Annotated in this window: 16 protein-coding genes; 8 read left to right on the top strand and 8 right to left on the bottom strand. The window is 71.8% G+C overall.

Going from position 1 to position 22,563, the window contains the following annotated elements:
* Positions 1 to 161: 161 nt before the first annotated feature.
* A complete protein-coding gene (locus GAS53_RS31115) occupies positions 162 to 995 on the bottom strand; it encodes a GntR family transcriptional regulator (protein ID WP_225859198.1) in 834 nt (277 codons plus the stop codon).
* Between the two features lie 567 nt (positions 996 to 1,562).
* Between GAS53_RS31115 and GAS53_RS31110 the strand changes: the two genes are divergently transcribed.
* The gene (locus GAS53_RS31110) at positions 1,563 to 2,369 is read left to right on the top strand and encodes a (2Fe-2S)-binding protein (RefSeq protein WP_404829310.1); all 807 of its coding nucleotides are present in this window, start codon (positions 1,563 to 1,565) and stop codon (positions 2,367 to 2,369) included.
* A 305-nt stretch (positions 2,370 to 2,674) separates the two neighbouring features.
* Positions 2,675 to 3,706 carry a DUF2637 domain-containing protein gene (locus GAS53_RS31105; RefSeq protein ID WP_151481066.1) on the top strand — a complete coding sequence of 344 codons (1,032 nt, stop codon included), beginning with the start codon at positions 2,675 to 2,677 and terminating at the stop codon, positions 3,704 to 3,706.
* Between the two features lie 59 nt (positions 3,707 to 3,765).
* Here the strand turns inward: GAS53_RS31105 and GAS53_RS31100 are convergent, their stop codons facing one another.
* Both GAS53_RS31100 and GAS53_RS31095 read right to left on the bottom strand, forming a co-directional pair.
* Entirely contained in the window at positions 3,766 to 4,188 is a 423-nt protein-coding gene (locus GAS53_RS31100) for an ATP-binding protein (protein WP_151481131.1), read from the bottom strand.
* 448 nt (positions 4,189 to 4,636) lie between these two features.
* Complete coding sequence (locus tag GAS53_RS31095) at positions 4,637 to 5,302, bottom strand: hypothetical protein (RefSeq protein WP_151481065.1); 666 nt, start codon at positions 5,300 to 5,302, stop codon at positions 4,637 to 4,639.
* Between the two features lie 349 nt (positions 5,303 to 5,651).
* Here GAS53_RS31095 and GAS53_RS31090 point away from each other — a divergent pair, with 349 nt between their 5' ends.
* The gene (locus GAS53_RS31090) at positions 5,652 to 7,076 is read left to right on the top strand and encodes a helix-turn-helix domain-containing protein (RefSeq protein ID WP_225859189.1); all 1,425 of its coding nucleotides are present in this window, start codon (positions 5,652 to 5,654) and stop codon (positions 7,074 to 7,076) included.
* A gap of 20 nt (positions 7,077 to 7,096) precedes the next feature.
* On the opposite strand, the gene GAS53_RS31085 is transcribed toward GAS53_RS31090, so the two are convergent.
* The gene (locus GAS53_RS31085; RefSeq protein WP_151481063.1) at positions 7,097 to 8,839 is read right to left on the bottom strand and encodes a pyruvate dehydrogenase; all 1,743 of its coding nucleotides are present in this window, start codon (positions 8,837 to 8,839) and stop codon (positions 7,097 to 7,099) included.
* Between the two features lie 85 nt (positions 8,840 to 8,924).
* Positions 8,925 to 10,496 carry a protein phosphatase 2C domain-containing protein gene (locus GAS53_RS31080; protein ID WP_225859188.1) on the bottom strand — a complete coding sequence of 524 codons (1,572 nt, stop codon included), beginning with the start codon at positions 10,494 to 10,496 and terminating at the stop codon, positions 8,925 to 8,927.
* A gap of 1,664 nt (positions 10,497 to 12,160) precedes the next feature.
* Here GAS53_RS31080 and GAS53_RS31065 point away from each other — a divergent pair.
* The 3 genes from GAS53_RS31065 to GAS53_RS31055 all read left to right on the top strand — a co-directional run bounded on the left by GAS53_RS31065 (position 12,161) and on the right by GAS53_RS31055 (position 16,288).
* Positions 12,161 to 13,168 carry a helix-turn-helix transcriptional regulator gene (locus tag GAS53_RS31065; protein WP_151481061.1) on the top strand — a complete coding sequence of 336 codons (1,008 nt, stop codon included), beginning with the start codon at positions 12,161 to 12,163 and terminating at the stop codon, positions 13,166 to 13,168.
* A gap of 70 nt (positions 13,169 to 13,238) precedes the next feature.
* A complete protein-coding gene (locus GAS53_RS31060; RefSeq protein ID WP_151481060.1) occupies positions 13,239 to 13,724 on the top strand; it encodes a DUF456 domain-containing protein in 486 nt (161 codons plus the stop codon).
* 221 nt (positions 13,725 to 13,945) lie between these two features.
* Positions 13,946 to 16,288 (top strand): glycosyl hydrolase family 95 catalytic domain-containing protein, encoded by a 2,343-nt coding sequence (locus tag GAS53_RS31055; protein WP_151481059.1) that lies wholly within the window; start codon positions 13,946 to 13,948, stop codon positions 16,286 to 16,288.
* 1 nt (position 16,289) lies between these two features.
* On the opposite strand, the gene GAS53_RS31050 is transcribed toward GAS53_RS31055, so the two are convergent.
* On the bottom strand, positions 16,290 to 17,543 hold the full coding sequence (locus GAS53_RS31050) for an SGNH/GDSL hydrolase family protein (RefSeq protein WP_151481058.1): 1,254 nt from the start codon (positions 17,541 to 17,543) through the stop codon (positions 16,290 to 16,292).
* Positions 17,544 to 17,643: 100 nt separating this feature from the next.
* Here GAS53_RS31050 and GAS53_RS31045 point away from each other — a divergent pair, with 100 nt between their 5' ends.
* Together GAS53_RS31045 and GAS53_RS31040 are read left to right on the top strand one after the other, a co-directional pair.
* Positions 17,644 to 18,012, top strand: a complete 369-nt coding sequence (locus tag GAS53_RS31045; protein WP_151481057.1) for a PPOX class F420-dependent oxidoreductase — start codon at positions 17,644 to 17,646, stop codon at positions 18,010 to 18,012.
* An 81-nt stretch (positions 18,013 to 18,093) separates the two neighbouring features.
* The gene (locus GAS53_RS31040) at positions 18,094 to 20,673 is read left to right on the top strand and encodes a hypothetical protein (RefSeq protein WP_151481056.1); all 2,580 of its coding nucleotides are present in this window, start codon (positions 18,094 to 18,096) and stop codon (positions 20,671 to 20,673) included.
* Here GAS53_RS31040 and GAS53_RS31035 read toward each other — a convergent pair.
* Positions 20,612 to 21,094: a methylated-DNA--[protein]-cysteine S-methyltransferase gene (locus tag GAS53_RS31035; RefSeq protein WP_151481055.1), complete on the bottom strand. Its 483-nt coding sequence runs from the start codon at positions 21,092 to 21,094 to the stop codon at positions 20,612 to 20,614. The genes GAS53_RS31040 and GAS53_RS31035 overlap by 62 nt on opposite strands.
* A gap of 2 nt (positions 21,095 to 21,096) precedes the next feature.
* Positions 21,097 to 22,524 (bottom strand): bifunctional transcriptional activator/DNA repair enzyme AdaA, encoded by a 1,428-nt coding sequence (locus tag GAS53_RS31030; RefSeq protein WP_151481129.1) that lies wholly within the window; start codon positions 22,522 to 22,524, stop codon positions 21,097 to 21,099.
* Between the last annotated feature and the right edge of the window lie 39 nt (positions 22,525 to 22,563).

Genomic DNA, 22,563 nt, shown 5'->3' with positions numbered 1-22,563 from the left:
TCGGGAAACATCGTCGGTACCCCCGGTGGGTTCGGTCACCGCGTTCGGTCACCTCGTGAGGGGTGACACACGTACCGCCGCGGGCCGGGTTCCCGGGAGCGGTGGCCGTGGACACGGCCGGACGCAACCGTGACAGGCCCGAGGCGAACGGCACATACCGGCTACACGCCCGCGAAGTGCTCCCGCGCCAGGGACTGGACGACCGCGAGGTCCTGGGCGGTCAGCGCGTCGAGCAGCGCCGTGTGCTGGGCGGCGTCGGCCAGCAGTTCGGCGCGGGTGCGGCAGCCGGGGGCGCCGGCGAGGGGCCACTGGGCGCGGCGGTGGAGATCGTCCGCGAGCTGTACGAGCTGGCGGTTGCCGGAGAGGGCGAGGACCGCCGCGTGGAAGGCACGGTCGGACTCGGCGTAACGCGCCCGGTCACCGGTGGACGCGGCAGCCACCGTCGCCTCGGCGAGCGGGCGCAGCTCCGCCCAGCAGGAGGCGGACAGCGTACGGGCCAGCCGCAGCATCACCGGCACCTCCACGAGGGCCCGGATCTCGGCGAGCTCGGCCAGTTCGCGGGCGCCGCGCCGCACGACGCGGAAGCCCCGGTTCGGGACGACCTCCACGGCGCCCTCGACGGCGAGCTGCTGCATGGCCTCGCGGACGGGCGTCGCGGAGACGCCGAAGCGTTCCCCCAGCGCGGGGGCGGAGTAGACCTCGCCGGGGGCGAGTTCACCGGCGACGAGGGCGGCCCGGAGAGCATCGAGGATCTGGCCGCGGACGGAGGCTCGCTGAACGACCGGGCGGGGTGATGGAGAGGTGGAGGAATGGCGGGCGGCGGGGGCGCCCGGTTCGCCGGGGGCGCCGAAGCCGCCGGGGCGACCCGGCGAGGTGTGGCGCGCGGCGGTACCGGCCTGACCCGGAAGACCTTCGCGCACAGCGCCAGTGGTCGCACCCGGAAGACCTTCGCGCGCCGAGGTCCCGCCCGCGCCCGAACGCCCCTCGTGCCGCACAGCACCCGCCGCACCCGCCGCACCTGAAGCCCGCGCCTCCCGTGCGCCTTCGCGCGTCACCCGCGGCTGCGGAATCGGTGTCTCACTGTGCGTGTGCTCCCCGCGGACCGAGCCCTCGGAGGGGGCAGCGGAAACGGAGTCCTCTCGCGGCGCGCCCGCGCGGCCCGCCCCGCGCTCGCGGTCCGCGTCCGCCGCCCGCGCCCGGGGAGGCACCCGCACCGCTCCCCCGTCGGGAGCGGCCTCGGCCTCGGCCTTCGAAGGGTCCCCGGCAGAGCCGTACGCCTCGCGCGAACCGGCCTTCTCCACGGGAGCCTCCTCCGGTGTTGGCGGTGGTGGTGGTATTTCGGGTGGGGTCCGGAGCGACCCCGACAGAACAGGGTAAACCTCGATCGTATCGGGTAAGGTAAGCCTTACCTGCAAATGATCGTGAAACGGGGTCCTTGCATGTCCGCTCCCGCCCCGGCCGAGACCTGGCCCGGCGCCGACTCCCGCCCGGCCCTCCCCCAGGCTCCGTCCGGGGGGACCCTCATCTCGCTTCGCTCGCCCCTCACCGAGGCGTATGCGCGCATGACCGAGGTGCTCCCGGGCCTGGGCGTCACGGAACTCGCCCCTGGGGAGCCGGCCCCCATGGACGGCGGGCGGGTCCCTGTCGCGGGGCTCGCGGCGGGCGGGGCGGAGCTCGACGCGTTCCTCGCCTGGGACGACGAACAGGCACTCGCGGACCACGGACAGCGGGCCCGCCCGGACGTCGTCGCCACCTTCGGCCTGCACCGTTACGCCTGGCCGGCCTGTCTGCTGTTCACGGTGCCGTGGTTCCTGCTGCGCCGCGTACCCCGCTTCCCTGTGGAACACGTCACCTTCCAGCGCATGCCCGGTCGCATCGCCGTGCGCGTCACCGAATTCGCCTGCCTGCCGGACGACCCGGCGGCCGCGCTGCCCGGCGCCCGCGTCGTCGCGGACGACGAGGCCCTGCGCGCGGAGGTACGGGCCGCCGTGGCCGAGCACCTGGAGCCGGTCCTCGGCGGATTCGGCCCCCGGACGCGGCGCCGGGGCCGCGCCCTGTGGGGCATGGCGACGGACGAGGTGGTCGAGAGCCTCTGGTACGTCGCCGGACTCCTCGGCGAGCGGCAGCGCGCGACGGACGAACTGGAGCGGCTGTTTCCCGGCACGACCCGGCCGTACGTCGGCTCGGCAGCCTTCCGCGAGGTGACCGGTCCGAACGGCGAGTGCCTGCCCACCCGGGACCGGGCCAGCTGCTGCTTCTACTACACCCTCGACGCCGAGGACACCTGCGCCAACTGCCCGCGCAACTCCGAGGCGGTCCGCATCGCGAAGCTGACGGCCGAAGCGGCCGAAGCGGCGGCGGCAGGCTGAGTCCGCGTCACCTATGATCAACTCCGCGTGGAACCAGGTGTCTTGACCCCCGGAACCGGGCGCCTTGGTTACAGTCGCTTCACAGAATCCTCACTTGGCGCAAGAACTTACCGTGGAACCACCCGTACGGGTAATCTAACTCGAACTCAACTCCCGCTCCTCAAGCGGCAGTTCGAGCAGAATGTCGCCCTCGCGCACCCCCTTGCACTCCGTTGGCGGCCTCTTGCCCCGAAACCCCCTGAGGACACGCGGGATTGGGCCACTATGGCGGGCGTTACGCCCTATCCCAATGCAAGGGACCCCAGATGAGACTGACCGACATATCGCTGAACTGGCTGCTTCCGGGCGCCGTGCTGCTCCTGGGCTTGCTGGCGGCGGTTGCGGTGCTCGCGCGCGGCAAGCGCGCCGGGGAGAAGACGAGCACCGACGATTCGTGGGAGCGCAGCGAGGAGCGCCGCAGACGCAAGGAGGCCGTCTACGGCACCGCCTCCTACGTACTGCTCTTCTGCTGCGCCGCGGTCGCCGCCGCGCTCTCCTTCCACGGCCTGGTCGGCTTCGGCGAGCAGAACCTGAATCTCTCCGGCGGCTGGCAGTACCTGGTTCCGTTCGGCCTGGACGGCGCGGCCATGTTCTGCTCCGTGCTCGCGGTGCGCGAGGCCAGCCACGGTGACGCGGCGCTCGGCTCCCGGATACTTGTGTGGACGTTCGCCGCCGCGGCCGCCTGGTTCAACTGGGTGCACGCCCCCAGGGGTCTCGGCCACGCGGGCGCCCCGCACTTCTTCGCCGGCATGTCCCTGTCGGCCGCCGTCCTCTTCGACCGCGCGCTGAAGCAGACCCGCCGTGCCGCCCTGCGCGAGCAGGGCCTGGTGCCCCGGCCGCTGCCGCAGATCCGGATCGTACGGTGGCTGCGGGCCCCTCGTGAGACCTACGGCGCCTGGTCGCTGATGCTCCTGGAGGGTGTGCGCAGCCTGGACGAGGCGGTCGAGGAAGTGCGTGAGGACAAGCGGGAGAAGGAGCAGAACCGGCAGCGTCGGCGCGACCAGGAGAAGCTGGACCGCGCCCGTATCAAGGCGATCACCCGCGGCCACCGCGGGCTAGCCGGACGCGGCGGCCGACAGGTGGAACTCCAGTCGGCCACCGCGGCCGCCCAGGTCGCCGCGGAGCCTGCCATATCGACGCCGGAACTGCCCGTACGCGCCCGGCCATCGCTCCAGCCCGTCCGGCGCGGCAGTGAGTCGGTCACGGTCGACCTCACCGCGGAGGACGACACAATGGCCCTGCCGCGACTCGACTCCCTTGAGCGCAAGCTGAAGGACCTGGAGCAGCAGTTCGGCTGAGCACAGCCAGCAGGACCCAGGCCCTTGGCGGCCTCAACTCCGGACGGGGGCACGGCATCTCATGCCGTGCCCCCGTCGAGTTCGAACCAGACCACCTTCCCCACCCCATGCACTCGTACGCCCCACGCGTCCGCCAGGGACTGCACCAGGACCAGGCCTCTGCCGTGCGTACCGTCGTCGGCGTTCGGTACGCGCAGTCTGGGCCTGCGTCCCACGAAGTCCCGTACCTCCACCCGCAGGCCGCGTGGGCCGACGGTGGCTGTCAGCAGCGCGTCGTGGTCGGTGTGGATGAGCGCGTTGGTGACGAGTTCGCTGGTCAGTAGTTCCGCTATCTCGGATCTGCCGGGCCTCCCCCAGTGGGCGAGCAGGTCCCGAAGCGCTCTGCGGACCTCGGGCACCGCCCGCAGATCGCAGCGCCCGAGCCTTCGCCTGAGCTGCGCGAAACCGTGCTGGTCGGTCGCCCCGTTCGCCGAGTCCTCCATCGTCTTGGTCATCTTCACCGTCTTCGCCGAGAAGGCCCCGGATACCACGGGACCGCCTCCTCGTGCATGCCTCTTCATGACCCCCGCCCGCACGCCGCTGTCGGTTCCCCTCCTGCTCGAACACGTTCACGGAATGCATGCCCCGCCCTGAACGTGACAGTCATGTCGAATCGTCAACCACCTGTCGTACGCCCATGGGTGCGGGCGAGGGGAGGCCGACCGGTGCGTCTGTTGCTTGAGAGGCGGCAGACGAACTGGCCGTACTCGACGAGGACGTACGGCAGTTGGTACTCGACTGGTACTCGACGTGGAGGTGTTGTCGGAGGCTTGGGGCGGCGATGTGCGAGGAGCCGCCCTCTCGACCCCCGTGACGGGAGGGCGGCTCCGGCTCTTTTCGGTCGGGCTCTTTTCGGTCGGGCTCTTTTCGATCGGGCTCTTTTCGATCGGGTCAGTAGAGCTTGTCGACCGCCGTGGTCGTCGTCTTCTTGAACGCCTTCACCGGCGCGTGGGCGAGGTCACCCATCTGTCCCCAGATCACGACGGTGACGGCCCGGCCGTCCCGGCCGACCGAGAGGAGGTGGACGTCCATGGCGCCCCAGGAGGCGTTGGTCTGCAGGCCGTGGACGTGGGCGCCCTCCTCGACCGCCAGCTTCCCGTAGTCCTTCGACCTGGCGTCGATATCCGGGTCGGCCCGCTCGATCCGGGCCGCGCACGACCTGATCTCCTTGTTCAGCCGCGCGGCCAGGGCCTTGGCCTTGGCGTTGCTGCCGACGACGAAGGTGAGCTGCTGGGCGTTGGTCTCGAGGTCGGTGCGGAAGTCGCGGTACCGGGAGTCGTATCCCGGCAGAGCCTTCTGGATGCAGAACCGCATCTCGTCGGGCACGCCGTCCGTGACCTTGCCCGCCCGCCAGGAAGACGTGGGGTGCGGCGGCAGTTCCCTGGCCGACAGGAACTTCGGCCACGCCTTCGCCTTCGCGGAGGTGCTCGTTGATGCGTGCGTCGAGGCGCTCGTGTCCTTCGCGGCGGCGCCGGCCGGGCCGGCGAGCACCGCCCCGAGGGCGACACTCGCGGCGGCGAGTGCGGTGAGCACGGCGGCTCGGGTGTGCTTGGGCATGGGTCCCCCTGTGTCTGAGTGCATGGCGGATCTGCGTTCGTGAGTGACGTGGGCGTGAGTGACGTGGGACGGAAAACGCGACGCAGGCAGAGGTCAGCCGCGTGCGTCGGTGTCCGGTATCGCCGCGAGACCCGTCGTGGGCTGCCGCCGGCTGGTCGGTCCGGCGGCGGTCGGTGCGACACCAAGAGCATCAGCCGTCACTCGGTTTCTGCGCAACAGGCAGCGCCGGATCCGCCACGGTGGAACCATCCCAGGCCATCTGACGTGCAGGTATATGGACTGCCTGGGATGCCCTCCCGGGACGGCACGCGCCCCTTCGACCGGGGGCCACGACGAGTACGGGGGAACGGTGTCGACTCGGGACGACGACGTCGAGGAGTTCGCGGCACTGCTGAGGCGTCTGAAGGCGCGTACGGACCGCAGTTACGGTGCCCTGGCGCGCCGGGTGAACATGAACACCTCGACGCTGCACCGCTACTGCGCCGGTGACGCCGTACCGCTCGACTTCGCGCCCGTGGAACGGTTCGCCGCGCTGTGCGAGGCGACGCCGGCCGAACGGCTCGAACTGCACCGCCTCTGGATCGGGGCGGTGGCGGCCCGGCAGCGGCCGCGTTCCGCCGGTTCGCCCGAGGGGACGGGCGAGCCGGAGTCGAGCCCTTCGAGTGCGGGAGGCGACTCCTCCCCGAGCGCGGGAGGCGATTCCTTCCCGAGTGCAGGAGGCGACTCCTCCCCGAGCGCACCCGGCACCGGACCCTCAGGCACACCCAGCGGCTCCGTCCCGAGCACGCCGGGCGAACCCATGGCGCGTAGGCCGAAGGCCCCCGTCTCCGGTCCGCGCCCCCGGCGGGCCTGGTACCGGCGGCGGATCACCGTTACCGCCGCCGTGGCGTCCGCGCTGCTCGCCACGCTGGGCAGCCTGGCGGCCCTGTCGTCCGACCGGTCCTCCGACGCCCCGTCCCGAGCCGTCGGCCCGACCCCGACCCCGACGACGGCACCCGGCTCACGTGACCGCCAGTCCGCGAGCCCATCCCCCGAGACCACCCGGCTGTCACCGTCGCCGTCACCCTCGGCCGACAGCTCTCGGAAGGCCTCCGAATCCCCCGGCAGGAACAGCGAACCGTCGGAGAAGGGGAAAGAGAAAGGCACCGCATCCTCCGCCGTACCGCTCACCTGGACCGCGAACTCACAGGTCTGGGCGCAGGGTTGCGGCCACGACTACGTCATCGACAAGCCGCCGGCGCAGGTCCCGCCGCCCCCGGCCGCGCAGGATGCCGGACCATGGGCGGCGACGCAGGGCGCCCTGCACGGCCGCGAGACCAATGTGCAGATCTCGGTGCAGGGGCGGAACTCCACGGCCGTCGTCCTGGAGGCGCTCCGGGTCCGCGTCGTCGCGCGCGCAACCCCGGTCCAGGGCAACGCCTACTCCATGGACCAGGGCTGCGGCGGAGCGCTCACCCCCCGCTTCTTCTCCGTCAACCTGGATGCCGACCGGCCCATCGCCCGCTCGCTGCCCGGCGGTGACAGCGAGGGCCCCATCCCGGCCGTGCAGATGCCCTACCGCGTGTCCGCCGAGGACCCCGAGGTGCTGCTGGTCACCGCCCGGACCGAGACCTGCGACTGCGGCTGGTACCTGGAGCTGGACTGGTCCTCCCAGGGCCGCACCGGCACGGTCCGCATCGACGACCACGGTCGCCCGTTCCGCACGACCAGCATCAAGGGCCTTCCGCGCTACGGGTACGACACCTCCGCGCGCCAGTGGGGGCCGTACATCTAAGGCATGCCGGGCGGACAGGCCTAAGGCCGGGGCATATTGCGGAGATTCGCGCGGGCCATCTGCACCATGCGGCCGACTCCCCCGTCGAGCACGATCTTCGACGCCGACAGCGCGAAGCCCGTGACCATCTCCGCGCTGATCTTCGGCGGGATGGAGAGGGCGTTCGGGTCGGTGACGACGTCGACGAGCGCGGGGCCCTTGTGCTTGAAGGCGTCCTTCAGGGCGCCCGCGAGCTGCTTGGGTTTCTCGACACGTACGCCGTAGGCACCGCACGCCTGGGCGACGGCGGCGAAGTCGGGGTTCTTGTTGGTGGTCCCGTACGAGGGGAGTCCGGCGACCAGCATCTCCAACTCGACCATGCCCAGGGAGGAGTTGTTGAAGAGGACGACCTTCACCGGCAGGTCGTACTGGACGAGGGTGAGGAAGTCGCCCATCAGCATGGAGAATCCGCCGTCGCCGGACATCGAGACGACCTGCCGCTCACGGTCGATGAACTGGGCGCCGATGGCCTGCGGCAGCGCGTTCGCCATCGAGCCGTGCGAGAAGGAGCCGATGATGCGGCGGCGGCCGTTGGGCGAGATGTAGCGGGCCGCCCAGACGTTGCACATACCGGTGTCGACGGTGAACACGGCGTCCTCGTCGGCGAGTTCGTCAAGGACGGAGGCGACATACTCCGGGTGGATCGGGACGTGCTTCTCGACCTTCCGCGTATACGCCTTGACGACGCCTTCGAGCGCGTCGGCGTGCTTCTTCAGCATCCTGTCGAGGAAGCGGCGGTTGGTCTTGGGGCTCACCCTCGGGGTGAGACAGCGCAGGGTCTCCTTCACGTCGCCCCACACCGCGAGGTCCAACTTCGAGCGGCGGCCGAGGTGTTCGGGCCGTACGTCGATCTGGGCGATCTTCACGTCGTCGGGCAGGAAGGCGTTGTACGGGAAGTCGGTGCCCAGCAGGATCAGCAGGTCGCACTCGTGGGTGGCTTCGTAGGCGGCGCCGTACCCGAGGAGTCCGCTCATGCCGACGTCGTACGGGTTGTCGTACTGGATCCATTCCTTCCCGCGCAGGGCGTGCCCCACCGGGGACTTGATCTTCTCGGCGAACTGCATGACCTCGGCGTGCGCTCCCGCCGTGCCGCTGCCGCAGAAGAGGGTGATCTTGTCGGCCTCGTCGATCATCGCGGCGAGTCTGTCGATCTCGGCGTCGCCGGGACGCACGCTGGGGCGGGAGGTGACGAGGGCGCTCTCGGCGGCCTTCTCCGGGGCCGGCCGGTCCGCGATGTCGCCCGGCAGCGACACGACACTCACACCGCTCTGCCCGACCGCGTGCTGGATGGCGGTCTGGAGCAGCCGGGGCATCTGCTTCGGGTTGGAGATCATCTCGCTGTAATGGCTGCACTCGCGGAACAGCTGGTCGGGGTGGGTCTCCTGGAAGTACCCGAGGCCGATCTCGCTGGAGGGGATGTGCGAGGCGAGGGCGAGGACCGGCGCCATGGAACGGTGGGCGTCGTAAAGGCCGTTGATGAGGTGGAGATTGCCCGGGCCGCAGGAACCGGCGCAGGCGGCGAGCTTGCCGGTGATCTGGGCCTCGGCGCCTGCCGCGAAGGCAGCCGTCTCCTCGTGCCGGACGTGGATCCAGTCGATGGCGGAGTTGCGTCGGATGGCGTCGACGACCGGGTTGAGGCTGTCGCCGACGACTCCGTACAGGCGTTTCACGCCGGCACGGACGAGGATGTCGACGAACTGCTCGGCGACGTTCTGCTTGGCCATGAGTCACGCGCCCCTTAGCTGTGTTCCGCTGTCGTTCGCTGTCACGGGATTGCTTTCAGGTCCCATGAATTCACAGCGAGCGCGGTTACGCCTCCCAAACGGCCGCGGCCGTGCGGTCGTCGGCGTACCCCTTGACCCGGACCAGGGTGTCGGCGAGGAACTCGGCGAGGCCGGGCGGATCGCCGCCGGACCAGCGGGAGGTGAGGTGTTCGACCAGGCGGGGTTCGCCGCGCAGGGGTTCGGCGAGGCCGCTGGTGCACAGGAGCAGGGTGTCGCCCGGGCGGGCGACGGAGGCACGGAAGCGGAAGGGGTCGCGGGGCGGCGGCTCGGGGGCGGGTTCGTACGGGCTCGGGGGTGTGGTGATGCCGAGGTCCATGGTGAGCCGGTCGCCCTCGGGGGTCTCGTGGGGCAGCGATCCGAAGCCGACGACGGCCTCGCCGGTGGTGTCGGCGACGTGCGGCTCGATGTCCTGCCATTCGCCGTCGCGCAGCCGGAAGAGGCCGCCCGCTCCGACGCCGAAGAAGACGCGCGTACGGCATTCGGGGTCGGCGGGGAGGAGGAGGCAGCGCAGTCCTGCGGTGTACTCCTCGGGGGCGATGCCCTGTTCGGCGGCGCTGGCCCGCAGTTTGCCGAGGCTGCGGTCGGTGAGCCGGTGCAGTCCCGACTTCAGGTCGCCGCGCCGGGCGGCCCTGATGTCCTCGGCCAGACGGACATGGCTGCGGCCCACGGCCCGCCCGATCCACTGACACACCTCCGCGGCGGCCCGGTGCGCGCCGGGCGTCGCGCGGGCTCCGGTCGCCATGGCGACGAGCACGAGCGCGCCGTCGCCGACACCGAAGCGCGCGGTGAGCAGGGAGTCGCGCCGCGGCTCCCCCCTGAACCGCGCCGAGTCCCCTCGCACGGACACGGCCCGCAACGTGCACATCCCGTACGACGCCCCGTCCAGCACCGTGTCCGCCACGAGGTCGTCGAGGTCGTCCGGGTCGGCGGGGGGCAGGGCGGTGGGTTCGGCGTCGTAGGTGGGCGGGCCGGAGCCCACGTAGCCGACCGGGGTGGGGGTGTTCAGGGCTTGTACGGGGGGTTGGTCGGAGGGGGTGTCCGACGGGGCGTCGATGAGGTTGGCGGGTGGGGTGTACGGGGCGTCCGCGGGCGTTCCGGCGGACGGGGTGGACGAGTTGGGCGAGGTGGACGGGTTGGAGGGGTTGGACGAGCTACGGACCGAGGCATCGGCCTGCCCGGCGGAGGAGCCGTCCGCGGGAGCACCGGCCTGCCCCGGGAACGGGCTGTCGGCGGGGGCCTCGGCCTGCCCCGCGGCCCGGCTGTCGCCTCCAACGCCAGGCGGGCGATCGGCCGGAACGTCGGACCGCTTGTCGGCGAGAGCGTCCGCCGGTCCGCCGGAGGAGTTGTCGCGCCGGTCCGCCGGCCGCCCGGCGAACAGGCGCCCGGTCGGGGTATCGGTTCGCCCCGCAGACCGGCTGTCGGCGTCTGACGAGTCCCCGGGCGGGCCGCTCGGTGGCTGGGGCCACGGAGGTGCGGCGGCTCCGGAAGGTGGAGCCGGATCGGAGGGGCTTGCGGGCGGCAACAGGTCGGCGGGTCCTGGGGGCGGCGGCGACGGGTCGGCGGGGCCTGCGGGCGGCGGCGACGAATCGGCGGGCATCCCCGCCCCGGGCACCTCTGTCGACGTACCGCTGCGGGGCCCCGCAGCGTGGAACCCCGGCGGCTTGGGGCCTGGCGGGAAGGAAGTCGGCCCCGGAGGTTCGGCGGGCGGGGCCTCCCAGGGAGCCCGCTGCCGCTGAAGCCCGCTGCGCCTGAGCGCGTCGGCCTCCGGCCCACCGGTCCGGAGTTCGCCTCCGTCAGCGCCGGGTTCACCGGGGGCGGGCTCACGCGGGGCACCGGCCCAGGGCCCGTGGGCTGCCCATCCGGCCGCGGACCCCGTGTCCTCGAGCCCGCCGTCAGCCGGTCCGCCGGCCGCGGGCCTTCCGGTCCCAGGCGCACCCGGCACGTCTGCCGACCGCCCGCGGGGCTCCCAGCCAACCGCAGGCCAACTGGCGTCGGCTCCGCCGATCCCGGCACCACTGACCGCTGCCCCGTCGGCTGCAGGCCCGCGCGGCGCTACCGCCTCCGGTCCGCTCGGTTCCCGCGCAGGCGCAGGCCCTTCGGATCCAGGCGCACCGGATCCAGGCACACCGGATCCAGGCGCACCAAGCGCCTCTGCCTGCGCCCCGCTGTACTCGCTCCCCGCCACAGGCCCCCCGGCACCAAGTCCGCCCACCGCCGACCCGCCGGGCACAGGCCCTCCGGATCCGGGCACGCCTGGCGTGTCTGCCTGCACCCCGGCGGCCGGCCATCCGGCCTCAGAGCCCTTGGCGCTTGTCCCCTCGGCCGCAGGCCTTTCCGTGTCGGGCCCGGCGCCGACGGATGTGCCGCTCCCCGGGGGCCCGGATTCCACCCCACCCCCAAGGCGGCGCCGATCTGCAGGAGTTCGGGTGCGGGGAGGTGGGATGCCGGGCCCCGCGGCGGGCGGGGCCGGAGGCATGTCGTCGGGTGATCCCAGGGTGTCCGCCGCCGAGGCGAAGCGGTCGTCGAGGGAGTCTGGCGCGGGCGCGGGCCCCGTGTCTCCTGTGGAGTCGTCGTACAGCTGCCCCCACCAGTCGTCCTCATGACCGGTGGGCTTCTCCCCCTGCTGGCTCATGCCCCCAATTGTCCACCGCGGCGGCCGGATGAAAACGGTGCATCCGGAAAAACCGGCCAGTGGGTTGGGCGTAGAACGGCGATGCGAAACCGCCGGGCGGTCCCACCCCCCACGGGAGAACCGCCCGGCGGCGCCGGTGTGACCAGGGCCTGGCGCACGCACGCCGCAGGCCCCGGTCACCGTCTCGACAGACCCGAGTCACCGTCTCGCGAAGCCCGAAGAATCACCGTCTCGCGAAGCCCGAGTCACCGTCTCGATGACCGAGTGCCCCCTAATTCCCATGGGAGTCGCTCAGTTCGGCCCTGAGTGTGACCTGTTTCCCTGAGGGCGAGCCGTGGCTTCGTGGCCGGTCCTCGTCGGTGGCCACCCCGAACGGGGTCGGCCGTCGCGACGGCCACGACGGTGGCGCGGCCGCCCCCAGGACCGTGTCGAAGTGTCCCCCTCCTCAAGATCGCCCCCTCTGTTCGCGCAGGCCAATAAGGCCCAAGGCAGGCATTACGGGCCGCGCATCGTGCCGCGGTGGCGCCACCTTGGCAGAGAGGCGGACGGTACGGCGATGATGTGCCGAGGCGGATTTACGCCGTGGCCGTTTTCCGCCACGGCCGGTCTTCGGGGAGGGGCGTCGCCGCATGCTGGGAGCGACAGGGCTGGCAGCGATAGGGCTGGACGAGACGCACGAATCGGCGTACCGCGCACTGGTGTGCGTGGGCGCCGCCGACGTGCCCGATCTCGCGCGCCGGCTCACGCTCGGCGAGTACGACACCGAGCGCGCGCTGCGCAGGCTGGAGCGGCACGGTCTCGCGGCCCAGTCGTCGGCCCGGCCGGGACGCTGGGTCGCGGCGCCACCCGGTGTCGCGCTCGGCGCCCTGCTCACCCAGCGGCGCCACGAGCTGGACCAGGCGGAACTGGCGGCCGCGCTGCTCGCCGAGGAGTACCGCGCGCAGGCCGCCGAGCCCGCCGCGCACGACCTGGTCGAGGTGGTGACCGGCGCGGCCGCCGTCGCGCAGCGCTTTCTTCAGCTCCAGCTCGGCGCGAGCGAGGAGGTGTGCGCGCTCGTCACAGGGAATCCCGTCGTCGTCTCGGGGACGGACAACGACGCGGAGGAGCAGGCCGCCGACCGCGGCGTCCGCTACCGCGTGGTCGTCGAGCGGTCGGTACTGCACCTGCCGGGCGGCCTCACCGAACTGTCCGCCGCACTCGGCCGCGACGAGCAGGTACGGGTCGTGGACACGGTGCCGACCAAGCTGGTGATCGCCGACCGGACCCTCGCCATGGTGCCGCTGACCTCGCAGACCCTGGAGCCCGCCGCGCTCGTCGTCCACGCGAGCGGGCTGCTCGAGTCGCTGTCGGGCCTGTTCGAGGCGGTGTGGCGGGACGCCCTGCCGCTGCGTCTCGGCGCGACCGGCACGGTCACCGAGGAGGACCCGGACGGACCGGACGGCACCGACCTGGAGATCCTCTCCCTGCTCCTCGCGGGGCTCACCGACGCGAGCGTGGCCAAACAGCTCGACCTCGGTCTGCGGACCGTGCAGCGCCGAGTGAAGCGGCTGATGGAACTGACGGGCGTGACGACCCGGCTGCAGCTGGGCTGGCACGTGTACGAGAAGGGCTGGGTGGCCCGGGAACGGCAGGGCTGACCTGCGGATTCGCCCACCTGCCGACAGACTCTGACCTGCGGTTCCGCCCGTACTCCGGCACTCTGGACAGATGGGAGCGTGGGAACTCCTGCTGGTCGGCCTGGTGATACTGCTCGGTCTGAGCGGAGTGCTGGTGCCCGGCGCACCCGGGTCGTGGCTCGTGTGGGCCGCGGTCCTGTGGTGGGCGTTCGAGGATCCCCAGGAGCTCTCGTGGTACGTGCTCGTGGGCGCCACCGCCGTCCTGTTCCTCTCCCAGGTGATCCGCTGGCACCTGCCGCCACGCCGGCTGCGTACGAGCGGCGCCACCCCCCGCATGGCGGTGTACGCGGGCGTCGGCGCGCTGCTCGGCTTCGTCCTCCTGCCGGTGCTCGGCGCGATTCCCGGCTTCCTCGGCGGCGCCTACCTCGCCGAACGGCTGCGGCTCGGCAGTCACCGGGCGGCGAAGGCGTCGGTCCGCTCGGCGATGCGAGGGGGTGGGACCAGCGTGCTGGTGGAGCTGTTCACATGCCTGCTGATCACGGGGGCGTGGCTCGGTGCCGTGATCTGGGGGGCTTGATCCGGTCCGCCACGGGGTCCGTGATCCGGATGGCCCTGATCCAGATGGCCCTGATCCAGATGGCCCTGATCCGGTTGGCCGTGAACTGGGACTGGAGCCCTTCACACATCGGATCTCTCCCTTCATATTGACGACCTCCCGCACCTTCTCTACGTTGCGCCCTGGGATAGCTCCGATGAATCTCCATGTGCACGCAGCAGAACGAGCCGCCAGGAGGCAGCATGCCCAGCCCGTCCAGACGTACCGTGCTCGCCACTGGATCCGCCCTCGGCGGGACGCTGCTCGCGGGCGCGCTGCCCGCCCAGGCGAGAGCCGAGGCCGGAGCCGGGATGGGGACCGGAGCCGGGATCGACGCCGTCGGCGATTCCGATCCCTGGCGCACCGTTCTCGACGACGCCGACCTCGTCTGGCAGCGGATGCCGAAGACCTGGTACGAGGGCCCGTACCTGGGCAACGGCTTCCTCGGCTCCGGCATCTACGCCGAACCGGGCAGGGAGACCGCGGCCGTTCGCTTCAACGTCCAGCACTCCGAGGTGCAGGATCACCGCCCGCGGTTCGGCTCGCTCTTCGGTCTCGCGCGGCTGCCGATCGGCCACTTCACGCTGGAGCCGGTGGGCACGATCACCGGTCCGGACTGGCGGCTCGGCCTGCGCGACGCCGAGCTGACCGGCACGCTCACCACGGACCGCGGCACCCTCACGATCCGCGCCCTGGTGCACACCTCCCACTCCGTGCTCGCCGTCGAGGTGACACCGAGCGAGGGCGAGCGCGACTTCCGGTGGGTGTTCCATCCGGCGGAGGCGATCAGCCCGCGCGCCGCGTTCCGCCCGCTGCCGGAGGGATACGCGGGCAACCCGCCCGCCGAGATCGAGCAGCACGACGGCATCTCCGCGGCCGTGCAACCGCTGCTGTCCGGCGGCCAGCACGTCACCGCGTGGCGGGAGCGGGCACGGGGTTCCCGGCGGACCCTGTACGTCCATGTCGCGCACTCGTACCCGAAGTCGACGGCACTGGGCCGGGCGCTCGCCGTCATCCGCGGCACCTCTCAACTGCCGTACGACGGACTGGCGTTGACGCATCGCGTCTGGTGGCACGCCTTCTACCGCAAGAGTTTCCTGTCCCTCCCCGACGCGCGCGTTCAGCGCTTCTACTGGATCCAGCTCTACAAGACGGCGTCCGCGGCCCGTCGCGACGCTCCCGTGATGGCGACGAGCGGACCCTGGCTGGAGTCCACGCCGTGGCCGGCGACCTGGTGGAACCTGAACGTGCAGTTGGAGTACTGGCTGATCCACGGCTCCAACCACCTCGAACTGGACGCCGTCACAAGGGCGTTGAGCGAATTCCGTGACCACCTCACGGCCGAGATGGCACCGGCGTACCGCGCCGACTCGCTGGGCGTCCCGCGCACGACGGACGCATATCTGGTCAACGGCGGCGCGACGAGCAACGCCGAGGGATACGGCGTCGGCATCCCCGGCCAGGACCCGCCGACTCCCGAGGTCGGCAACCTCACCTGGGCCCTGCACAACGTCTGGCTCAGCTACCGCCACACCATGGACGAGTCGATCCTCCGGGACGTCCTCTTCCCGCTCCTCCGCAAGGCGATCAACTACTACCTGCACTTCCTGGAGCCGGGCGCGGACGGCAAGCTGCATCTTCCGGCGACCTTCTCACCCGAGTACGGCGGCAACTCACGGGACTGCAACTACGACCTGATGCTGCTGACCTGGGGCTGCCGCACCCTGCTGGTGTCCGCCGAACTCCTGGGCATCGACGACGAGTCGGCGCCGCGCTGGCGCGAGGTCCTGGACCGGCGGGCCGCGTACCCGACGGACGCGAACGGCTTCATGATCGGCGCGGACATCCCCTTCGCCAAGTCCCACCGCCACTACTCACATCTCCTGGCCGTCTATCCGCTGTACGAGCTGACGGGCCGCACCGCGGACGAACGGGCCCTGATCGAGAGGTCGTTGGCCCACTGGGTCGGCTTCGAGGGTGCCCTCCAGGGCTATACGTTCACGGGCGCGGCCTCGATGTCTGCGCTGCTCGGCAAGGGCGAGGACGCACTCACCTACCTCGGCCAGCTCATGTCCCGCTTCATCCAGCCCAACACGATGTACAAGGAGTCGGGCCCCGTCATCGAGACCCCGCTCTCCGCCGCCCAGTCGCTCCACGACATGGTCTGCCAGTCCTGGGGCGGTGTCATCCGCGTCTTCCCCGCGCTGCCCGCCGCCTGGGCGGACCTGACGGTGCACGACTTCCGTACGCAGGGCGCGTTTCTGCTCAGCGCGGTACGGAAGGGCGGGGTGACCCGCTGGGTGCGGCTGGTCAGCGAGGCGGGCGCCCCCTGTGTCGTACGGCATGGCATAGCGGGAGCGATCGACGTACGGGACGGGCGCGGGCGGCCGCTGCGGTACGAGGACGCGGGCGACGGAGCGATCCAAGTCGCCCTGCGCAAGGGCGAGTCGGCGCTCATCACCGCCAAGGGTGACCGGCCGGACCTGCGGATCACGCCCGTCGAACCGAACGAGGAAGCCCCGCGTTGGGGACTGCCCACACCGTGAGTCATCCGGTCAGGGCCGCGAGGTCGATGCTGTCGGCCAGGGCCCGCATGCCCGCGTCGTTGAAGTGGAGGTGGTCGCCGGGGTCGTAGGCGGCCAGCATGCGGTGCGGCCGGGACGAGTCGCGGACGACGGCGTCGAAGTCCGCGACCCCGTCGAACAGGCCGCTCGTGCGGATGAGTTGGTTGACCGCCTGGCGTACGCGCTCGCGGTCCTCCGTGTAGGCGCCGTGGCCGCCGAACGGAGTGAGTGTGGCCCCGACGACACGGATGCCGCGGGCGTGGGCGCGCCACACGATCTCGCGGTACGCGGCTCCGAGGGCGGCCGGATCGGTCTGGTTCGGCACGGTCTTGATGTCGTTGATGCCCTCCATCACGATCAGCGTGCGCACCCCGGTGCGGGAGAGGACATCGGCGTCGAACCGGGCCAGCGCGCTCGGCCCCCGGCCGTCGAGCAGCAGGCGGTTCCCGGCAACTCCCGCGTTCAGAACGCCCTGTTGGCGGCCCGGCGGCAGGGCGCGGAGTCGCTCGGCGAGCCGGTCCGGCCAGCGGCGGTTGGCGCTCGGTGTCGAACCGGAGCCGTCGGTGAGGGAGTCGCCGAGCGCCACCACGCTCCACGCCGCGTCCGCACGGCGTACGTCGACACCGGTCACGTAGTACCAGGAGCCGGTGGTGGCCGTGTACGCCGCGCCGCTCACGTCCGCGACGCGATTGCCTTTCAGCGCAAGGAAGTTGGTCTGCAGTGCCGAGCGGTGGTAGGTCGCCGGGCCCGGGTCGCCGGGGGTGTGGAGGGTGACGAGGAGATTGGCGGCGGCGGGGACGCGCAGCGTGACGGGATCGCTGATGACGTCCGTACCCGTCGGCACGGTGATCTTCTTCCGGCCGCCGAAGGTGAGCGTGCGCATCGTGCCCGGGAGGGCGGCCGGGCTCTTCGGGGCATTCGGTTCCTGTCTGGCGAGGGTGGCTCCGCCGAGGGCGAGCGGCAGGGTGCCGAGACGGTTGGAGATCCGTACGCGGACGGCCGTGCCACCCACGCTCGTGTGGACGACGTTACGGATCGAGGCGCCGGGCAGGGCGGCAGTGGTACCGGAGGCGGCGGCTTCCCAGGTGCCGGTCCAGTGGGCGGGGGCGGCTCGGGGGACGGGCTCCGGAATCGCGTGGACGGCCGCGTCTCGACCAGGGCTCGCATGGGCGACCGTCGCACCCGTCAGCGCGAGCGCCAGCGCTCCGGCCACGGCAATCAGCGTCCGTCCGACCATGCGTTCCTGCCTTCTCCGACGGAGCCTGACCGGTGCAGGTCTCCGGACCTAGGGCAAGGATCCGATGCGCATGAGGCGAATACCGTGTTTGGCTGCGGACATGACCGTATTCAGTGAAGCCGAACGGACGTACCTGAAGTCCCAGCGGCTGGGCCGCCTGGCCACCGTCGACCAGCACGGGCAGCCGCAGGCCAACCCCGTGGGCTTCTATCCGCAGGACGACGGGACGATCCTGATCGGCGGCTACGCCATGGGGACCACCAAGAAATGGCGAAACCTGCAGAAGAACCCGAAGGTCGCCCTCGTCGTCGACGACATCGTCAGCCTCCGCCCCTGGAAGGTCCGCGGCGTCGACATCCGGGGTGAGGCCGAACTCCTCACCGGCCCGCACGAGTTGGGCCCGCACTTCAGCGAGGAGCTGATCCGCGTCCATCCACGACGGATCCACAGCTGGGGCCTGGAGGAGTAACCCGAAAGCCCGCTCCCCCGGCCCGAAACCTCACCCTTCTGCGCGATGGACCCCGCCCGCCGGCGCGGAAATGCTGTGGTCATGGCAGAGACGGTGGAGATTCGTGTCCACGGGGTCAGCGGGACGCCTCCGCAGAGCCTTCTGGAGATCGAGAGCATCCGGCAGGTCGACGGCGACGACACGGCACGGTTCTTCCGCCACTCACCGGCGCCTCCGGCGTCCGGGACGCGGTGCGAGGCGTTCCACTGGGGGACGATGACCTCCGGTTCGATCTCCAAGGCGCTGTGGCTGCTGATGGCTCCGTTCGGAGTGATCAACCTGGCGCGGTACACGCTGCCGATGGAGTCCCGGACGGGGAGGAAGTCCCGGGCTGGAGGGGAGTCCGGGGCTGGAGGAGAGTCCGGGGCTGGACGGGAGCTCGGGACGGAAGGCAGGGGCAAGCGGGCGCGGCAGGTCGCCGACGGCTCGCTCCGTCTGCTCGGCCTGGTCCTGACGGTGCTCCTGGTGACCACCGTCGCCTTCGTCTCGATCGACCTCGTGGCGTGGCAGTGCGGCGGCAACCGGGCGTGTGCGAGGCAAGTCCCCCTCATCGGCAGTCGCGACTTCGGCTGGTCCTGGCGACTGGCCTTCGGTGCGGCGGTGCCCGCGGCCCTGGTCTGGCTGCTCGGCTCCCTCAGCACCAAGGTGTACCTCCACCCTGCCCGCCTGGCTTCACCGACCAAGGTCGAGGCCGCAGCCAAGGCCGAAGCCGAGCCCGATCCCGTAGGCGCCCTGGACCAGCGGGAGTTCTGGTCCCCCGCACCACGTACGGCATTGCTGCGCCTGCTCCATCTGACCACCGCGCTCGCGGTCGTCGCGATGGTCGTCTCCCACCTGTCGACGCACAAGGTGCGCGGCTTCGTCCCGGCAGGCGGCTGGTCCCACACCGTGCTGTGGACGCTCTTCTGGGCCGCCGCCGCGATCGCCGTCTGGTGCGTCGTGGTCACGGCGGCCGGCCGTGCGCTGGGCACCGAGGACGCGGATGCCGCCGTCGATCCGAGTGCCGTTCCCGCCGCCTACCGATGGCTCAACAAGGCCTCCTGGGCAGTCCTGGCCGGTGTCGCGGTGATCGCAGCCTGCTGGGGAGGCAGTTCCGTGCGGACGTCGGGCTCTCGCCCGGCCCGCCTGACCGGCTTCGACTGGGCGTTCCAGGCTCACTACGCGTCCGCGGCGCTGCTGCTGCTCGTCCTCGCCGGGGCCAACTTCGCGCTGTCCCGCCGGTTCTCCGCTCCGGTACCCACCCCTTACCGGCGCATGTGGTCCGGCATGGCGTGCACGGTCCTCACGGGCTTCGCGGTGCTCCTGGCGACGGGCTTCACCTCCGGGCTCGCCCTCCAGACAGCGCGGCTCCTCGGGCATCCGGACGAGGTCGCGAAGACCAGGCAGCCACTGGAGCTGCCGGAGCTGTTCCATGTGACGGCCCTGCTGTGGGGACTGCTGGTGGTCCCGCTGATCCTGGTGGCCGCCGTCTTCCTCATCTGCCGCTACCTCTGGCCCCGGCTGCCCGGGGGCATGGATCTCCACGCCAGAATCAAGGACGACTACCCCGGGGAGGACGTGCGTCCACGCACGGTCAAGGCCATCGGCGCGGCCTGGCGACGCGGCAGGCTCAAGTACCAACTGCCTCGCTGGCTGGCGTGGTTGGGCGGCGTGGGCGCGGTCGCCTCGCTCGTGCAGGGCCTCCTCGCCGGCTTCGCCGTCCTCCCGGGCAAGGACCCCGGCCCCGGCTGGCTCCGCCGGAACGTGTACGGCGACGGTGGCCGCGAGACCTTCTTCTCCTTCTGCGACGAGGTGCTCGGCACCTGGGTCCTCACGGGGATCGCCGCCGGCCTCGCCTTCCTCGGCGTACGCGCGTTCCGCAGCCCCGCCTGGCGCCGCAGCGTGGGCGTGCTCTGGGATCTGCTCGCCTTCTGGCCCCGCCTGACCCACCCGATCGTCCCGCCCCCGTACGGCGGCCGCGCGGTCCTTGCGCTCGCCCAGCGCGTCGAGGACAAGACCGTCGACGGCGGAAAGGTCGTCCTGTCGGGCCACAGCCAGGGCAGCCTGGTCTGCGTGGCCGCGGCCCTCACCGTGGCCTCGGGCGCCCGCGAGCGGCTCGCCCTCGTCACCCACGGTTCGCAGCTGATGTGGGCGTACGCGCGCCTCTTCCCTACGTACGTGGGTTACGAGGCCCTCAACGCCCTGTACGCCCAACTTCCGGGCCGCTGGCGGAACTTGCACCGCTGGAGCGACTACCTCGGCGGGCCGGTCCTGGCCCGTCCGGCCTCGGACCGGCTGGACCCCGCCCCCATCGACACCGCTTGGACGGCCATCGACGGCACGTCGGCCGGCTCCGTTCCGGCCGGCGGCACGACCGGCAGTGCGACCAGCAGTGCGACCGGCGGCACGAATGGCGGCGCGACCGACGGGGTCTGGCTGCGCAGGATGGGCCCCGAGTACCAACTCCGCGACCCGCACAACGTCAACGCCCGCGACGGTCATCCGGCGTCTCCCCTGCTCGCCCACAGCTCGTACTACGCCGACCCCGCGTACGACGTCGTGGTGCAGGAGCTGGCGGACGCTATCGGCCTTCCAGAGCGAGGAGTTGAAGCTTCCGCTCCAGTCCGCCCGCGTAACCGGTGAGGGAGCCGTCGGCGCCGATCACGCGGTGGCACGGCCTGACGATCAGCAGCGGATTGGCTCCGATCGCGCCGCCTACCGCCCGTACGGCGGCGCGCGACGCGCCGATCCGGGCGGCGATCTCCCCGTACGTGGTCGTCGCCCCGTAGGGAACGGAGTCGAGGGCGTCCCAGACCTTCTCCCTGAACGCGGTGCCGCTCGCCCTCAACTGCAGTTGGAACTCCTTGAGTTCACCGGCGAAGTAGGCGGCGAGCTGCTGCTCGGCGTCCCGGAAGAGCTCCGGCGCGCGCCGCCAGTCGGGCTGAACGGTGCGTCCGCCCTTCTGACCGGGAACGGAGAGGGAGGTCAGTGCTCCGAACTCGTCGGCGGTGAACAGGAGTTGGCCGACCGGGCTGTCGAGGGTCGTGAAGTACGTGGTCGTCATGATCAGTGCTCTTTCGGCTCGCTCGTGGTCACGGGGCCCGTCCGGGCGGCCGCCTTCAGGTGCTGCAGGGCGTAGGAGCGCCAGGGGCGCCAGGCGTCGGGGATGTCCTCGTCCGGTGGTGCCACGTCGGGGTCGCCGAGAACGCGGGTACGGATGGCGGCCACGACACGTGGATCCATACCGGGCAGAGCGAGCAGAGCCTTCTGGGCCTCGTCGCGATCGGCTCCCGGGTCGAGACGCAGGGTGCCGTCGGCGAGAGCGGTGGCGAGGACGCCCAGTGTGCCGCCGGTCTCCGCGAGAACGGCCGGCTCGGGGAACACGTGGGTGAGCGTCCCGCACGGCGCGTCCAGCAGCTTCCCGTACGACCGCACGAGCCGTTCGGCCTCGTCCCGTCCGACGAGTGCGCGTACCGCCAGCTCTTCCGGGTCGGCGGCGCCGGGCGAACGCAGTCCCGGCCTTGCCGCCACCAGGGGAGCCAGCCGTGTGTCGGCGCCCAGCCACTCGTCCACGGCGTACGGATCGGCGTCGAGGTCGAAGAGCCGCCGCAGGCGCTGGACGGCGGTGGTGAGGTCGCGCAGGTCGGTGAGGTGCAGCCTCGCGTCGAGCCAGCCGCTGGTGTGGGCCGAGGCCCCCGAGAGACGCTCGCCGACGGCGACTATGCCGGTGCCGTACGGCAGGCGCAGGGTCCGGCGGTAGGTACGGGTGCCCGGGGTGCCGGTCACCTCCTCGATGCCCGGGACGGCTTCGGCCGCCAGCAGGTCGAAGACGGCGGTGGCCTGGTACGGGCCGCGGTGGGCGAGGCGGAGCGGGATCCCCGCGGAGGGGGTGGCCGTACGGGGCGGGGTGGCGCTCCGCCGGTGGCTGGCACTCCGGCGGGGGGCGGCGGCGCGCAGTTCGGTCGGCGTCGACGCGTACACCGTCCGGATCGTGTCGTTGAACTGGCGCACACTCGCGAAGCCGGCCGCGAAGGCGATCTCCGTGATCGGAAGCGCCGTGGTCTGCAGCAGCACCCTCGCGGTGTGGGCCCGCTGGGCCCGGGCCAGGGCCACCGGGCCCGCGCCCACCTCCGCGGTGAGCTGCCGCTGCACCTGCCGGGCGCTGTAGCCGAGCCGCCCGGCGAGCCCGGCGACGCCCTCGCGGTCGACGACGCCGTCGCCGATCATCCGCATCGCGCGTCCGACGACGTCCGCGCGTACGTTCCACTCGGCGGATCCCGGTACGGCGTCCGGGCGGCAGCGACGGCAGGCCCGGAACCCGGAACTCTGCGCGGCCGCCGCCGTCGCGTAGTACCGCACGTTCTCCCGCTTCGGCGTCACCGCCGGGCAGCTCGGGCGGCAGTAGATTCCCGTCGTCTCCACAGCGAAGAAGAACTCCCCGTCGAACCGGGCGTCCCTGCTTCGCACGGCTCCATACCTGGTCTCTTCGTCAATCACACTCCCAGTCTGCGTCGGCGCCGGCCGCTGGGCTGG

It is taken from the genome of Streptomyces albicerus (assembly GCF_008905045.1).
Lineage (GTDB): Bacteria > Actinomycetota > Actinomycetes > Streptomycetales > Streptomycetaceae > Streptomyces > Streptomyces albicerus.
Note: the sequence above shows the minus strand (reverse complement) of the source record. Positions and strands in the feature narration are given on the sequence as shown.

Excerpts from the sequence above, each read along its gene's own strand:
- GAS53_RS31110 (WP_404829310.1), top strand. The coding sequence starts at position 1,563 with ATGACCGAGGTGCTCCCGGGCCTGGGCGTCACGGAACTCGCCCCTGGG.
- GAS53_RS31105 (WP_151481066.1), top strand. The coding sequence starts at position 2,675 with ATGAGACTGACCGACATATCGCTGAACTGGCTGCTTCCGGGCGCCGTG.
- GAS53_RS31100 (WP_151481131.1), bottom strand. The coding sequence starts at position 4,188 with ATGGAGGACTCGGCGAACGGGGCGACCGACCAGCACGGTTTCGCGCAG.
- GAS53_RS31095 (WP_151481065.1), bottom strand. The coding sequence starts at position 5,302 with ATGCCCAAGCACACCCGAGCCGCCGTGCTCACCGCACTCGCCGCCGCG.
- GAS53_RS31085 (WP_151481063.1), bottom strand. The coding sequence starts at position 8,839 with ATGGCCAAGCAGAACGTCGCCGAGCAGTTCGTCGACATCCTCGTCCGT.
- GAS53_RS31080 (WP_225859188.1), bottom strand. The coding sequence starts at position 10,496 with ATGCCCGCCGATTCGTCGCCGCCGCCCGCAGGCCCCGCCGACCCGTCG.
- GAS53_RS31065 (WP_151481061.1), top strand. The coding sequence starts at position 12,161 with ATGCTGGGAGCGACAGGGCTGGCAGCGATAGGGCTGGACGAGACGCAC.
- GAS53_RS31060 (WP_151481060.1), top strand. The coding sequence starts at position 13,239 with ATGGGAGCGTGGGAACTCCTGCTGGTCGGCCTGGTGATACTGCTCGGT.
- GAS53_RS31055 (WP_151481059.1), top strand. The coding sequence starts at position 13,946 with ATGCCCAGCCCGTCCAGACGTACCGTGCTCGCCACTGGATCCGCCCTC.
- GAS53_RS31050 (WP_151481058.1), bottom strand. The coding sequence starts at position 17,543 with ATGGTCGGACGGACGCTGATTGCCGTGGCCGGAGCGCTGGCGCTCGCG.
- GAS53_RS31045 (WP_151481057.1), top strand. The coding sequence starts at position 17,644 with ATGACCGTATTCAGTGAAGCCGAACGGACGTACCTGAAGTCCCAGCGG.
- GAS53_RS31040 (WP_151481056.1), top strand. The coding sequence starts at position 18,094 with ATGGCAGAGACGGTGGAGATTCGTGTCCACGGGGTCAGCGGGACGCCT.
- GAS53_RS31035 (WP_151481055.1), bottom strand. The coding sequence starts at position 21,094 with ATGACGACCACGTACTTCACGACCCTCGACAGCCCGGTCGGCCAACTC.